Here is a 14,119-nt window from a genome sequence, read left to right on the forward strand (position 1 = left end):
ACTCACCGTCCGGCGCGGGGCGAGCCGGCGATCCGGCGTGCGGCAGCGGCGAAGGCGTCCCCGCGCGCACCGTAACCGGCGAACATGTCCAACGAGGCCGCCGCGGGGGCGAGCAGCACGGCGTCGGGGGCGGGTGAGCTCGCGACGGCGAACGCCCAGGCCTCCTCGACGGCCCGGTCCATGACCGCGACCGACGCCGAGGAGCCCGAACCCGGGCGATCGGATGCTGAGGCTTGGGGACCAGCCTGTCCCGGACGATGCACGTTCACCGTGTCATCGTCTCCTGTGAATACTGTGACTGTTGGGACTTCTGGGGCGTGTCGCGCGATCGCCTCGATCACAAGGTCGCGGTCGCGCCCGATCGCGACCACGCCGACGAGCCGAGCTCGCACCGCGGTCAGCATCTCGTCCATCGACGCGCCCTTGAGCAGACCGCCCGCGATCAGCACGACTCGCTCGAAGGCGGCCACCGCGGCCTGCGCGGCATGCGGATTGGTCGCCTTCGAGTCGTCGACGAAGGCCACCCCGTCCCGGGACGCGACGACCTCACCGCGATGACCGGCCGGACGGAACGCCGCCAGCCCGGCCCGGATCGCGTCGGGTCCGATGCCGGCCGCGAGCGCCAGGGCCGAGGCGGCCAGAGCGTCGGCAACACCCGACGGCCCGGCCGGTCGCACCGCGTCGGCGTCGAACAGCCGGCCGGCGTCGAAGGCGCGATCGGTCAACCGGCCGTTCTCGACACCGAGCTGCCCGGGCTGCGGCTCGGACAGGGTGAAGCCGATGCGCCGGCCCGCGGCGGGCAGCCCGGACGCGACCGGATCGTCGAGGCCGACGACACCCACCGCACCGCGCAGGGCTCCCGCCTTGGCGAGCGCGTACGCGTCGAATGTTCCGTGCCAGTCGAGGTGGTCGTCGGCGACGTTGAGCACCACCCCGGCATCCGGACGGACCGAGGGCGCCCAGTGCAGCTGGAACGACGACAACTCGGCGCAGAGCACATCCACTCGCGGATCGGCCTGCATCGCATCGAGCACCGGGAGACCGATGTTGCCGCAGGCAGCGCCCGCGCGACCCGCGGCCTCGACGATCCCGGCGAGCATCGAGGTGGTCGTCGTCTTGCCGTTTGTGCCGGTCACCACGAGCCAGGTGCGAGGTTCGCCGAGGAGTCCTGCCGCGTCGACGCGCCAGGCGAGTTCGACCTCGCCCCAGACCGGTACGCCGCTGTCGGTCGCCGCCCGCACCAGATGGTGGGTGGGCGCGAAGCCGGGCGAGACGATGACCACCGCGGCGGTCGCCATCCGTGCGGGGTCGGCGAGCAGATCCGCGACGGCAATCGGCTCGACCCCCCGCGAGGCCAGTTCCGCGACCCCGGGGACCGCACCGGCCGCGGTCTCTCGATCGGCCGGGGACGCATCGCGGCCGGCGAAGCGATCGTCGGCCAGAAGCACATCGGCGCCGAGCGTGACGAGGAATCGGGTGGCGGACAGACCGGCGGTCCCCGCGCCGCCGACCACCACGATCCGGCCGGCCAGCTCGCGCGGGTCGGGTCCCGAAGGCTCCGAGCTCATCGGTTCCGGATCCCGCACCGGGCGATCAGCCATTGGTGGTGAGGAACTCGCCGTAGAACAGCGACAGACCGAGGGCGCACGCGATGGCGGTGAGCAACCAGAACCTGATGATCACCGTGGTCTCGGCCCAGCCGCCGAGTTCGAAGTGATGGTGGAAGGGCGCCATCCGGAACACGCGTCGTCCGGTCGTCCGGAAGAAGGCGATCTGGATCACCACCGACATGATCTCGGCTACGAACAGTGCGCCGATGACGACCGCGAGCAGCTCGGTCCGCGTGGTGATGGACAGGCCGGCGAGCATTCCGCCGAGGGCCAGCGAGCCGGTGTCCCCCATGAAGATCTTGGCCGGAGCCGCGTTCCACCAGAGGAAGCCCAGGCATGCGCCGCCGCCGGCCACCGCGATCAGCGCGAGGTCCAGCGGGTCGCGCACCTGGTAGCACCCCGTGGGGATCTCGCTGGGCGGCTTGGCGCCACCCGCACAGGCGTTGACGAACTGGAAGAACGTGACCAGGACGTAGGAGCCCAGGACCATCGCCATCGAGCCGGCCGCCAGGCCGTCGAGTCCGTCGGTGAAGTTCACCGCGTTCGACCACGCCGCGACGACGAGCCAGCAGAAGACCACGAACACCACCGAACCGAGCGTGATCGCGTCGATGTCGCGGACGTAGGACAGGTTCGTGCTCGCCGGCGTGTACCCGTAGTCGTTGCGGAACTGCAGCACCAGGATGCCGAAGAGGATGGCGGCGATGAACTGGCCGATCGACTTCGCGGTCTTGTTCAGACCGAGGTTGCGATGCTTGCGGATCTTGATGATGTCGTCGAGGAACCCGACGACGCCCAGCGCGGTCGCCAGGCCGAGGACGAGCAGGCCGGACGCGGTGGGCCCGTTCCCGGCGTCGGTGAACACCCCGATGAGATGGGCACCGAAGTAACCCGCCCACAGCGCGGCGAGGATCGCGACACCACCCATCGACGGGGTACCGCGTTTGGTCTGGTGACTCTGCGGACCCTCGACCCGGATCTCCTGCCCGAATCCCTGCCGGGAGAAGACCTTGATCAGGATCGGCGTCAACAGGATCGACACCGCGATCGCGATCGCGCCCGCGAGGAGTATCTGTGTCACCGCGTTGCCCCCGCATCCTCTCCGTACCCGACCGGAATTCTGTCCTCGACCACGATCGTTCCCCCGAACCCGTCCTGTGCCCCGCGCCGGTACGGCATCGCCGTCCCGATGGTTGTCCCGCCGTTCATGGCGCCGACTCCTCGCCGGTCGCCGCAACGACGACCTGCCATCCCCCGTGCTCCGACCACGCGGAGACCACCGCGTCGAGATCGGCGGTGGCCGTCGCCAGCAGGATCACGTCGCCGGCGGCGGGACGCCAGTCCGGGTCGGTGTCGGCAAGACCGGCGGCCTCGTCGGCCGATGCGACGATGCGGGCCTCGTCGCCCCAGGAACCCTCCATGACAGCGCCCTGATGCAGTGCGTGCACGGACCGCGAGTCGCCTACGCAGAGAGTCTTGTCGACGGCCAGCCGGACCGCCAGACGACCCAGCAGATCGTGTTCGACGACGCGCTGGTTCTCGGTCAGCCCCGCCGGCGAGGCGAGTTCGGCGATCACCGCCCAGGTGCGGCCCGCCCCGGCGGATTCGGCGAGGCGCCGGAGCAGCAGACGGGCGTCGTCGACCGACACCGGCGGGTTCCCACGGATCACCGTGACCGACGGCGTCGTCATGACCGGTCCCCGGTTGCCGAATCCGGGGTCCCGGGGGTCGACTCCTGTGCCCGGGACTCCTGCACACGGGACTCCAACGCATGGGCGACGACCTCGCGGTCGTCGAAGGGATGCTTCACGCCGTCGATCTCCTGACCTGCCTCGTGTCCCTTGCCCGCGACCAGCACGATGTCACCGGGCTTCGCCCAGCCGATCGCCGCCTCGATCGCCGCGGCCCGGTCGCCGATCTCCCGGATCGGTTCGGCACCCCGGGGGCGTTGCGTCTCCGGCACCGCGCGGGCCCCGGCGAGCACCTCGGCGCGGATCGCACCGGGGTCCTCGGTACGCGGGTTGTCGTCGGTGACGACGACGAGCTCGGCGCCGCGCGCGGCGGCCTCCCCCATCAGCGGACGCTTCCCGGTGTCGCGGTCGCCGCCGGCGCCGATGACGATGGCGACCCGTCCGGTCGACTGGCCGCGCAGGGTTGTCAGCACGGCATCGACCGCGCCCGGTTTGTGGGCATAGTCGACGAGCGCCAGGAAGGGCTGCCCGCGGTCGATGCGCTGCAGGCGTCCCGGCACGCTCACCGACGCGACCGCCTCGAGCGCGGTCGGCACCGGCACCCCCGCGGCGTGCGCGACGGCGACGGCGAGGAGCCCGTTGGCCACGTTGTACCGGCCGGGCAGCGGGATGCGGAGCTCGTGGTCGCCGTCCGGCTCGGCGAACGGTGTACGCGACGAACCGTCGGCCTCGAGCGACGACTCACCCGCGTGCCAGTGGGCCGGCGTCGGCCCGGTGGACACCAGGACCGGCTGCAGATGGGCGGCCTCGCCCGGCCGCCGGGCGAGCTCGGCCATCCGCCGACCCCACTCGTCGTCGACGCACACGACCGCCCGGACCGCATGGGTCGGGGCGGACGGGACGAACAGCTGCGCCTTCGCATCGAAGTAGGCGCGCATCGTCTGGTGGAAATCGAGGTGGTCCTGCGAGAGGTTGGTGAAGGCGCCGATCGCGAAATGCGCACCGTCGACGCGACCGAGGGCCAGCGCGTGACTCGACACCTCCATCACCACGATGTCGACGCCGTCCTCGAGCATCGCCGCGAGCAGGGCCTGGAGGGTCGGTGCCTCCGGCGTGGTCAGCGAACTCGGTTGTGCGATGCCGTTCACCCGCGTCTCGACGGTGCCGATCAGGCCGACGGAGTGGCCGGCGGCCAGCAGGGCGGCTTCGATCAGGTAGGACGTCGTGGTCTTGCCCGACGTGCCGGTGATGCCGATCAGCTTGAGCCGTTGTGACGGGTTGCCGTAGACGCGCGCACTGACATTGCCGAGGACCGTGCGCGGAGTGGGATGGATGAGGACCGCCACGGCGGTCTCCGGCGGCAGCACGCGAGCGAGTTCGGCCCGGCCGGCCGGATCGGTGAGGATCGCCGACGCACCGGCCGCCACGGCCTGGTCGGCGAACCGGGCGCCATGGGTGCTCGACCCGGGCAGCGCGGCGAACAGATCACCGGGCCGCACCTCCTGTGCACGCAGGGTGACGCCGGTGACGTCCGTCTCGGCGTCTGCGCCACCGACGAGGTCGAGTCTGGCGCCGGTGGCGGTGGACAGCACCGACACGGGTGTCGGTGTGACCTGCCGGGGACGGATCGGTCCACCACTGCGGTCCGGTGATCGTCGACGAGACGCCATCGGTGCTCCTCGCCTCCTCGGTCTTCTCTCGGGGTTTCTGGTCTCGGGGTTTCTGGTCTCGGGCGGGCGGTCCGCCTGCGCGGGCAAGTACTGGTCGTGCGGGGCGGATCCGTGCGGGGTCGGATCGGACGTCGGATCGGGGCGGGCCGCTGGGCGCGTCGACCCCTCTCCGGGCGGCGCAGAATCGCACTCACGATACCGGCCCGCCCGGACAGGTCCGGCACACGGTGCGCCACGGCGACACCTGCCGGATCGAGCGACCGGCCGGCGGGCGACGCCGTACGGCCTACCGCGCGGTCAGGGTCAGTCGCGGCGTCGGAGCCGACAGCGGCACCTGGGCGCGCTGGAGCATCCACGAGGTGATGGTCGAGAACAGCGGTGCCGCCGACTGACCGCCCGATCCGTCAGAACTGCGACGCGGGTTGTCGAGCATGATCCCGACGACGTAGCGCGGGTTGTCGGCGGGCGCGATCCCCGCGAAGGTGATGTTGTACCGCGAGTTCGAGTAGCACCCACACGCCGGATCGACCTGCTGGGCGGTGCCGGTCTTCCCGCTCACCTGATAGCCGTCGACCGCCGCCTTGGTCCCGGTGCCCTGCTGTTCACCCGTCGGATCGTCCTGGACCACCGACCGGAACATGTCCCGGACGGTGCGGGCGGTCGACTCGCTCACGACGCGGACCGGCTGGGGTCGCGCCCGGTCGTCGGGTGCCGACCCGTCGCGCTGTTCGGAGGACAGAATCCGTGGCGGGATGCGCAGTCCGTCGTTGGCGATCGCCTGGTACATCGCGGTCATCTGCAACAGGGACATCGAAAGCCCCTGTCCGATGGGCAGGTTGGCGAACGAGCCACCCGACCACTGGCTCAGCGCGGGCACCTCGCCCGCGCTCTCCGCGGGCAGGCCCACCCCGGTTCGCTGACCGAGACCGAACTTCTTCACCATGTCGGCGAAGCGCTCCTCGCCGATGCGCTGCGCGAGCATCAGGGTGCCGACGTTCGAGGACTTACCGAAGATGCCGGTGGTGGTGTACGGCTCGACACCGTGTGGCCACGCATCACGCACGGTCACGCCGGCCATCCGGATGCTCCCGGGAACCTGGTGGACGGTGTCGGGCTTGGTGATCCCATACTCGACGGCGGCCGCGGCCGCGATGAGCTTGTTGACCGAACCCGGCTCGAACGGCGAGGTGACGGCCGGGTTGCCCAGGTCGGCGTCCGGCTGCTCGGACAGCGGGACCGACGCGTTGAAGGTCCCGTCGTTCGCCATCGCCAGCACCTCGCCGGTCCGCGCGTCCAGCACGACCGCGGAGGCCCCCTGCGCGCCGGAAGCCTGCTTGGCCTTCATGATCTGGCTCTGGACGAACCACTGGATGTCGGAGTCGAGGGTGAGGCGCACCGTGGCGCCGTTGAGCGCCGGGTGCACGTTGCGCATGCTGCCGGGGATGACCGCGCCGTCCGACCCGCGGTCATAGGTCCGCGAACCGTCGGTTCCGGACAGGATCGAGTCCAGCGACGCCTCCAGTCCGATGAGGCCGTTGCCGTCGTAGTTGACGTCGCCGACCACGTTCGCGGCCAGTGACCCGCCCGGGTAGAGGCGGATGCTCTGCGGGTCGGCGCCGACCTCGGGGAACTCCTCGGTGATCCGCGACGCGACGTCGGGGCTCACCGACCGGGCGAGGTACACGAAGGTGTCCTCGCCGGTGACCTTGGCGAGCAGATCCTCTTCGCTGATCGAACCGCCGAGGGCCACCGACACGCCCTTGGCGATCTCCTTCAGCCTCGTGTCGACGTCGGGCAGGGCCGGATTCTTGCGATGCTCCTCGTCGATCGTCTTGCGAACGGCCTTGGGCAAGAACGTCAACGACCTGGCTTCGTCGGTGTAGGCGAGCGGGCGCCCGTTGCGATCGAGGATCGCTCCGCGCTTGGCGGTCAGGACCTGGGTGTACTCGCGCTGCTGCGCGGCCTCGGCGGAGATCGACCCCGCCTGCACCGTGTGCACGACGATCATCTTGACCGCGACGGCGAGAACGACGAGCAGCACCAGCACGCCGGCCGCGCGCGCACGGAAGACGAAGCTCTGCGGGCCCCGGCCGTTCCGCTTGCCGGTCCCCGGCCGCTTCGGCCCTCCCGACCCCGCGGCCGGCCCTCCACCGGGGCGACGTCCCGGTCGTGACGGCCCGGCGCCGAGCCGCTCGAAGGTCGCACGTGTCATGGTCGTCAATTGTTCACCGCTTCAACGTCGTTACACCGGATTTGATCCCGGCGGGTTGGAGATGACGCCGGAGACCCAGCCCACGTTGTGGGCCGGGACACCGATGACTCACGGGCTTGGCACCACATTCGGCGCCGGGGTCGGTGTCGACGGTGCGGCCGGCGGAACCGCACTCGTTCCGGACGGCACCGGATTCGTCCCGGACGGCAGCGGATTCGCACCCGGCGGGGCGGTCTGCGACGGGGCGGATTGCGAGGGTGTGGATTGCGAGGGTGTGGTCGGTTGACCGGCAGCCGATGGCGACGGAGTGGGCTGGGGGGTGGTCGTGCGGTCCGCCTCGGAGCCCGCCGACCCCGACCGCCCACCCAGCCCGATCGAGTCGTCGACCTGGCTCGGGTCGACCGAGTCCGCGGGATCCGGTGCGGTGTCCGGATTCAGACTCCCCATCGGACGGCCGGAGGCAGGCTCCGGCTTGCCCACCACTCGGGGACGACGCGGGTCGTCGACGATCATGCGAGCCGGGTTGTCGGCCGGGATCATACCGAGACGTGCTGCCTTGTCGGACAATTCGGGCGCCGAGTTGCCGGATTCGTAGGCGCGCTTGAGTGCGTCCCGCTGATCGATGAGGGACTGGTTCTGTGTCCGCTCGATGCCCAGCTTGTAGGAATCCTGTGCCGCTTTGGTCGACAGCCACAGGCTGAGCCCCAGCCCGAGTACCAGCAGCGCGATGACCGGCACGACGAACGGGGTGTGCTGCAATCGTTCTCGCAGGGACACCCCGGTCATCGACAGTCCACCGCCGGTGCGACGCGTCGGCGCGGCACGACCTGCTGCGGTCCGGCGATGGCGCCGGTCGAGTGCGCGCTGGGCGGCGCGCGACCGTGTCGCCCGTTCGGACTCGATGCGGGTCCGGCGGGACCGTCGAGAGTCGCGGTCGTCGTCGGCGGCACGCGACGGGGCCTCGTGCAGGATGGTCATGCTCAGCCCTTCTTCTCGACTCGTTCGATCGCGCGGACACGAACCGGCGCCGAGCGCGGGTTGGTGGCCAGTTCGGTGTCGTCCGGACGCTCGGCCCCGCGGGTGATGAGACGGAAATCCGGTGCAGTGCCGGGCAATTCGACGGGAAGCCCGGGAGGCGAGGTCGACGTCGTGCGCGTGGCGAACTCGCGCTTGACGATCCGGTCCTCCAACGATTGATAACTCATCACCGCGACCCGGCCACCGACCACGAGTGACTCCAGCGCCGCGGGCAATGCCTCACGCAGGACGTCCAATTCGTGATTGACCTCGATGCGCAGCGCCTGAAAGGTCCGCTTCGCCGGGTGCCCGCCGGTCCGCCTGGTGGCCGCGGGGATCGCGTCGTAAAGCAGTTCGACGAGACGTGCGCTGGTCGTGAACGGCTGCTTGTCCCGCTCGCGGAGAACCGCCGACGCGATCCGCCCGGCGAATCGTTCCTCACCGTAATCGGAGAGCACGCGGGCCAGTTCACCGTGCGAGTACGTGTTGAGCACGTCAGCGGCGGTGAGCGGATCGTCGGCATTCATCCGCATGTCCAGCGGCGCGTCCACCGCGTAGGCGAACCCGCGCCCCGCCTGATCCAGCTGCATCGAGGACACACCGAGATCGAACAGCGCGGCGTCGAGCGCCGATTCGCCCGCCGCGTCCATCACCTCACGGATCTGGTGAAACGTGGCCTGGTGCAGGGAGATCCGGTCGGCGTACGAAGCCAGGCGTGCGCGGGCGATCTCGAGGGCGGACGCATCTCGATCGATGCCGACCACCCTGGCGTTCGGGAACGACTCGAGGATGAGTTGGCTGTGCCCGCCGGCGCCGAGCGTGGCGTCGAGGAAGACCCGTGGTTCATCGGAATCCAGTGCGGGGGCGAGTAGTTCGACGATCCGAGCACCCATCACCGGTACGTGTCCGTACTCGCCGGAACGGCGAGGTTCGTCACCTGCATCGACCATGATGAAGACCCCCCATCGGCATGTGTGCGGTATCGGCGGTGGGCGGTTGCTTCGGGTCGGCGAGAGCAGGCGGTCGGATGGAGCGGGGTCCCGACCCGATCACGCACCTGGCGTTGGGGAAGTACGCCAGGGTCGCGACCGGGCCGAGGCCTCGTGCCACCCGAAGCCTCTGGGCACCGAACTCGCCCATCGGTTGCTGTCTCTTCGGTCTGTCTCTTGGTCGGTCGCCGGGTCTGGGTGGCCCGGCTACAGCACCGCGTTCAGGGCCGCGGAGTTGGCGGCCGAGAAGTTCTCCTCGTGGCTGGTCTGGTACTCGTTCCACGCGGCCGAGTCCCAGATCTCGAGGTGGTCGAAACTGCCGAACACCACGCACTCTTTCGTCAGCCCCGCGTAGACACGATGGTCGACGGACAGGCTGATCCTGCCCTGACCATCTGGTCGTTGTTCTTCCGAACCGGCGAAGAAGGTTCGCTGAAAGGCACGCAGATCGGGATCGTTTCGGGATGCCTCGACGATCCGAGCGGCGATCGCATCGAACTCCTCGGTCCGGTACACCGACAAGCTGTGATCTTGGCCTTTGGTGACCACTACCCCTCCTGCCAGTGCGTCGCGGAACTTGGCGGGCAGCGTGAGCCGCCCCTTGTCGTCCAACTTGGGCGTGTAGGTACCGACGAATCGCACGGACACGTCGACACCTCCTGCCCACCGGATTCCGCGCCGTCCTGCGCCTCACCCGGTGATGCCACAGTACCCCACTTTCCACCACTTTCCACCCCACACGCCCCCTGATTCACCCCACCTCAGCAAATATGCAGTTCAGAGACGTTGATTCGAGTGTGGCGAAGCCTGCCTCGGCGCGTCGCGAGAAGAAATCTCGACGCGAGCGGCGTGACAAGAGGTGCTTTGTGTTGCCAGAGAGGCTTGAATGACCGGGCGAAACCGATGGGTGGGGCGTAGTGGGGCGCCCAGGTGGGGGGAAGTGGGGATCGCCGGTGGGGTGAAGTGGGGACACCGTCGACTGGGCGTCCAATCTCGTCGACTGGGCGTCCGATCCCGTCGACCGTGCGTCCGATCCCGTCGACTGTGCGTCACGCAGTGTTTCAGAACTCACAGGAGGCGAACGGCAGCACGAAAAGAGCCGCGTGCCCGAAGGCACGCGGCTCTCTCTATGCAGTTGTGTCGCGGGGTCGGTCAGCCGATCGACGAACGCGGGGTCGCGATCAGCAGATCACTCTTGCTCGAACCGCCGATTGAATCGCTCCTCCATACGTTCGGACAGCTTGCGCTTGCCGCCGGACGACCCGGATTGCTTCTTGCCGGCCCTGGGGGCCGACGAACCGGACTCGGCGGTGCCGCTGCTGTCTCCCCAGAGAGCGAAGAGACCGGCCCCGAACATCACCAGGAAGCCCAGCAGGCTCACTATCGGGAATCCGCCGATGCTGATGTCGACGATGAGTCCGCCGACCAGCATCACCAGGCCGACGACGAAGATCGCCGCCGCCTGCAAGCGACGACGACCGCTCGACCTCCCCAGACGTCGACGCTTGACACTGGACGCAAACTTGGGGTCTTCCGCGTACAGCGCGCTCTCGATTTGTTCGAGCATGCGTTGCTCGTGCTCCGAAAGTGGCACCGACCCTCCTTCTCACTGATCCGCGACGCCGACGAAGGTCACCCGCGACCGGAAAGGCGTCTGCGCCTATATCGTCCCATGATACGAGGTGAAACCGACCGCGACCACCATTACTCGCCGTTGCGGATGACCGGCCGGTGCGAGATACGGCAAAGTGTGGCCCGATTCACGCTGTCGCGCCGATCTGCGGGGCCTCGAAACCGAGTTTTCCTTGCTCGTAGGCGATGACCATCGTCTCGACCTGGCGCAGGAAGTCGAGGACGAGCAGACGCATTCCGGCCACGCTGTCGGGGTCGACCGTGCGGATGATGCCGGACTCGATCTTCATCCGCACCGGCGAGAGCGCCGCGAACCGGGCTGCGATCGGCGCCAGCTCAGGTGCGACCATGCCGATGCGCGTCCACGCGTTCGATGTCGACGTCCTGCGCCGGACCGTGCCGATCGGCTCGTGGACGGCCAGGGCCGCACCCGATGCGCGGAGGGCGACCAGATACAGCTGACGAAAACGTTCGGCACCGTCGTCGACGCCGTCAGCGTTGTCGAGGAGCAGGTGTGCGCGCTCGAGGAGATCGCGGGCGCGGCCGACCATCACCGGATCGACGGGTGCCCCGTGGGTGAGAGCTGTGGCGCTGCGACTCCTGGCCATGCCGTCCTCCTCCTCGTGCGTGTGGTCGTTGTGTCCGGCGGCAGACGCTTCCCTCGTCCGCCGCCGGACCGTGTCGTGGATGAACGCGAACAGCTTGCGGAGGCACATTCATCGAACATCCGTTCGACACGTTCAATATAGCTAGCCCGGCGTCGGTGTTCAAGACATCTGTGACCCGAAAACACCGCCGGCCTGTACAACGCCACCACCCGCGACCCGATTCCTGCCGAGTGTGCATCATCGATAGGACAATTCCCGGAAGTGTCCGGCGCCGGTATCCACCCCAGAGGGCGGTGCCCGTCGGTGATGCCGGGCGACTCATACGCGCCGACGACGACGCAGAGACCGACGACGTTGAGAACGACGACGAGGAGAACGGGAGTCCGTTGACGATCCGCCTGGTGAGCCTGACCGGCCAGGACGCCCGGGCCTGGCTCGAGCCCGCATTGGAGATCTACGTGACCGCGATGAACTATCCGCGCGGTACCGAGATCCACCGCGCCGGGCTCTGGCGTGAGCACATCGGCCGGCCCGGATGGCGCGCGGTGGGTGCGGTCGAGACCGTGAGTCCCCACGAGGCGCGGACCATGCCTGCCGCGCGCCGTCGGGTGGGTCCGCCGGTCGGCATCGGGCCCGACGACCTGCTGGTCGGCATCGCCTACGGATACACCGGCGCGACCGACCAGTGGTGGAATCAGCAGCTGCGACTCGGACTCCGTCAGACCGGCCGCCGGCCCGGGACGATCGAGGCGATCGCCCGCGACTACTTCGAACTCACCGAATTGCACGTGCACCCCACCGCCCAGGGACGAGGAATCGGCCAGTGGCTGCTCGCGCGACTCCTCGCCGACCGGCCCGAACGTCACGTACTCCTCTCGACCCCGGAGATCCCTGCCGAGGACAACCGGGCGTGGTCGTTGTACCGGCGGATGGGCTTCACCGACGTCCTGCGTCATTTCACCTTCACCGGCGACCCCCGTCCGTTCGCCTTCCTCGGACGGCCGCTCCCCCTCGAACTACAACCGCCGACCACGGCCCGGCGCGCCGAAGCCGGGAGCTGACGTGAACGGAACCCGGCGCGACGCCGTCATCATCGGCGGGGGCCACAACGGGCTGATCGCCGCGGCCTATCTGGCACAGGCCGGACGGGAGGTGGAGGTCCTCGAGCGGGACGAGATCCCCGGCGGCGCCGTCTCGACCGTCGAACGGTTCCCCGGGCACCGGGTCGACCGCGGGTCGTCGTCGCACCTGATGATCCGTCACTCCCCCGTCCTCGACGACCTCGAGCTGGCCGCACACGGTCTGCGGTACGTCGACTGCGATCCGTGGGCGTTCGTCCCGGCGACCGAGACGGCCCCGCCGATCGTCTTCCGCACCGACCTCGACGCGACCTGCACGTCGATCGAAAATGCCTGTGGTGCAGCCGATGCCGCCGCCTACCGCCGATTCGTCGCCACGTGGACACCACGTGCCCGCGCGGTCATGGACGCGTTCTACCAACCCGCGACGATGGCTCGGTTCGGCCGGGCCTTCGGCGGGCTCGGCGACACCGCGACCACGGCGCGCACCGGATTCCTCGGCCGGCGGGGCGGCCGGGTGCTGAACCTCACCGCCGAGTTGATGGCCTCGGGCGACTCGCTTCTCGACGAGTACTTCGACTCCGAACAGCTCAAGGCCGGACTCGCGTGGTTCGGCGCGCAGTCCGGGCCGCCGATGAGTGCACCGGGGACCGCACCGATGATCGGCTTCGCCGCACTCATGCACCGGATTCCACCCGGCCGCGCGATCGGGGGCAGCGGTGCCCTCACCGACGCACTCGTACACCGGATCGCCCACGACGGCGGCATCGTCTCGTGCGGCGACCCCGCGGTCTCCATCGCGCGCTGCGGCGACCACTGGCAAGTACTCACCCGCAGCGGCGAAACACGCTGTGCCGGCACCATCATCAGCGCCTGCCACGTGCTGACGACGCTGGATCTCCTTGCCGCCGGCGGCTACGACGCCGGCACCATCGACCGGTGGCGACGCGCCATCGTCGTCGGCAGCGGGATCGGTATGGCGGTACGGCTGGGGACGACGAGCCTGCCCGCCTACCGGGATCTGCCGGACGACCTGCCCGAGCACGGTGTCCATTCGGCTCTCGGACTGCTCGTCACCGACCGCGCCCACCTCACCCGGGCCCACGCCGCGGCGTCGGTGGGCGAGCTCCCGCCGCGTCCCGCGGTGGTCGCGATGAGCTACTCGGCGATCGATCCGACACTCGCTCCGCCGGGCCGTTCCGTCATCAACCTGTGGGCGCAGTGGCATCCGTACCGGCTGGCCGAGGGCGACTGGCCCGCCGCGGCCGACCGGGCCGCGAAGGCCGTCTGCGACGAGGTCGACCGCCATGCACCCGGATTCGCCGAGTCGATCGCACACCGGTACATCCAGACACCGCGGGATCTCGCCGACGAGCTGGGCCTGATCGGCGGCAACATCATGCACGTCGAGATGTCCATCGACCAGATGTTCATGTGGCGCCCGACCCCCGACCTCGCGGGTCACCGGGTGCCCGGCGCCGACGGGCTGCTCCTCGCCGGCGCGTCGACACACCCCGGTGGGGGTGTCACCGGCGCCAGCGGGTACATCGCCGCCCAGTCGGCTCTGCGGCGCGGGCGCCGGGGGTTCGGCCGCCGATCCTGACTCGCCGA

At 69.6% G+C, this 14,119-nt stretch carries 12 protein-coding genes; 2 read left to right on the forward strand and 10 right to left on the reverse strand.

Features of this window, described 5'->3' with window-relative positions; genetic code table 11:
* Window positions 1–2: 2 nt before the first annotated feature.
* The 10 genes from murD to BCM27_RS15505 form a co-directional block, all read right to left on the reverse strand.
* Window positions 3–1,568 (reverse strand): UDP-N-acetylmuramoyl-L-alanine--D-glutamate ligase, encoded by a 1,566-nt coding sequence (gene murD / locus BCM27_RS15460; protein WP_239450606.1) that lies wholly within the window; start codon window positions 1,566–1,568, stop codon window positions 3–5.
* Window positions 1,569–1,593: 25 nt separating this feature from the next.
* On the reverse strand, window positions 1,594–2,691 hold the full coding sequence (gene mraY / locus BCM27_RS15465) for a phospho-N-acetylmuramoyl-pentapeptide-transferase (RefSeq protein ID WP_004022875.1): 1,098 nt from the start codon (window positions 2,689–2,691) through the stop codon (window positions 1,594–1,596).
* Between the two features lie 124 nt (window positions 2,692–2,815).
* The gene (locus BCM27_RS15470; protein WP_004022876.1) at window positions 2,816–3,301 is read right to left on the reverse strand and encodes a UDP-N-acetylmuramoyl-tripeptide--D-alanyl-D-alanine ligase; all 486 of its coding nucleotides are present in this window, start codon (window positions 3,299–3,301) and stop codon (window positions 2,816–2,818) included.
* Window positions 3,298–4,971, reverse strand: coding sequence for a UDP-N-acetylmuramoyl-L-alanyl-D-glutamate--2,6-diaminopimelate ligase (locus BCM27_RS15475; RefSeq protein WP_033203909.1), 1,674 nt, complete (start codon window positions 4,969–4,971; stop codon window positions 3,298–3,300). The genes BCM27_RS15470 and BCM27_RS15475 overlap by 4 nt, the downstream gene beginning before the upstream one ends.
* Window positions 4,972–5,257: 286 nt before the next feature.
* Complete coding sequence (locus tag BCM27_RS15480; protein WP_004022878.1) at window positions 5,258–7,183, reverse strand: peptidoglycan D,D-transpeptidase FtsI family protein; 1,926 nt, start codon at window positions 7,181–7,183, stop codon at window positions 5,258–5,260.
* 108 nt (window positions 7,184–7,291) lie between these two features.
* The gene (gene ftsL / locus BCM27_RS15485) at window positions 7,292–8,161 is read right to left on the reverse strand and encodes a cell division protein FtsL (protein WP_004022879.1); all 870 of its coding nucleotides are present in this window, start codon (window positions 8,159–8,161) and stop codon (window positions 7,292–7,294) included.
* A 2-nt stretch (window positions 8,162–8,163) separates the two neighbouring features.
* A complete protein-coding gene (gene rsmH, locus BCM27_RS15490) occupies window positions 8,164–9,150 on the reverse strand; it encodes a 16S rRNA (cytosine(1402)-N(4))-methyltransferase RsmH (RefSeq protein WP_033203911.1) in 987 nt (328 codons plus the stop codon).
* A gap of 246 nt (window positions 9,151–9,396) precedes the next feature.
* Window positions 9,397–9,837 carry a division/cell wall cluster transcriptional repressor MraZ gene (gene mraZ / locus BCM27_RS15495; protein WP_004022881.1) on the reverse strand — a complete coding sequence of 147 codons (441 nt, stop codon included), beginning with the start codon at window positions 9,835–9,837 and terminating at the stop codon, window positions 9,397–9,399.
* Window positions 9,838–10,378: 541 nt separating this feature from the next.
* A complete protein-coding gene (locus BCM27_RS15500) occupies window positions 10,379–10,783 on the reverse strand; it encodes a DUF3040 domain-containing protein (protein WP_004022882.1) in 405 nt (134 codons plus the stop codon).
* 166 nt (window positions 10,784–10,949) lie between these two features.
* Complete coding sequence (locus tag BCM27_RS15505) at window positions 10,950–11,429, reverse strand: SAV_6107 family HEPN domain-containing protein (RefSeq protein ID WP_033204021.1); 480 nt, start codon at window positions 11,427–11,429, stop codon at window positions 10,950–10,952.
* 386 nt (window positions 11,430–11,815) lie between these two features.
* On the opposite strand from BCM27_RS15505, the gene BCM27_RS15510 reads away from it, so the two are divergent.
* Entirely contained in the window at window positions 11,816–12,490 is a 675-nt protein-coding gene (locus tag BCM27_RS15510; RefSeq protein WP_033204023.1) for a GNAT family N-acetyltransferase, read from the forward strand.
* Between the two features lies 1 nt (window position 12,491).
* Window positions 12,492–14,111 carry a phytoene desaturase family protein gene (locus tag BCM27_RS15515; RefSeq protein ID WP_004022885.1) on the forward strand — a complete coding sequence of 540 codons (1,620 nt, stop codon included), beginning with the start codon at window positions 12,492–12,494 and terminating at the stop codon, window positions 14,109–14,111.
* The last annotated feature ends 8 nt before the right edge of the window (window positions 14,112–14,119 follow it).

This window comes from Gordonia terrae (assembly GCF_001698225.1).
Taxonomy (GTDB): domain Bacteria; phylum Actinomycetota; class Actinomycetes; order Mycobacteriales; family Mycobacteriaceae; genus Gordonia; species Gordonia terrae.

Excerpts from the sequence above, each read along its gene's own strand:
- murD (WP_239450606.1), bottom strand. The coding sequence starts at position 1,568 with ATGAGCTCGGAGCCTTCGGGACCCGACCCGCGCGAGCTGGCCGGCCGG.
- BCM27_RS15470 (WP_004022876.1), bottom strand. The coding sequence starts at position 3,301 with ATGACGACGCCGTCGGTCACGGTGATCCGTGGGAACCCGCCGGTGTCG.
- BCM27_RS15475 (WP_033203909.1), bottom strand. The coding sequence starts at position 4,971 with ATGGCGTCTCGTCGACGATCACCGGACCGCAGTGGTGGACCGATCCGT.
- BCM27_RS15480 (WP_004022878.1), bottom strand. The coding sequence starts at position 7,183 with ATGACACGTGCGACCTTCGAGCGGCTCGGCGCCGGGCCGTCACGACCG.
- ftsL (WP_004022879.1), bottom strand. The coding sequence starts at position 8,161 with ATGACCATCCTGCACGAGGCCCCGTCGCGTGCCGCCGACGACGACCGC.
- rsmH (WP_033203911.1), bottom strand. The coding sequence starts at position 9,150 with ATGGTCGATGCAGGTGACGAACCTCGCCGTTCCGGCGAGTACGGACAC.
- BCM27_RS15505 (WP_033204021.1), bottom strand. The coding sequence starts at position 11,429 with ATGGCCAGGAGTCGCAGCGCCACAGCTCTCACCCACGGGGCACCCGTC.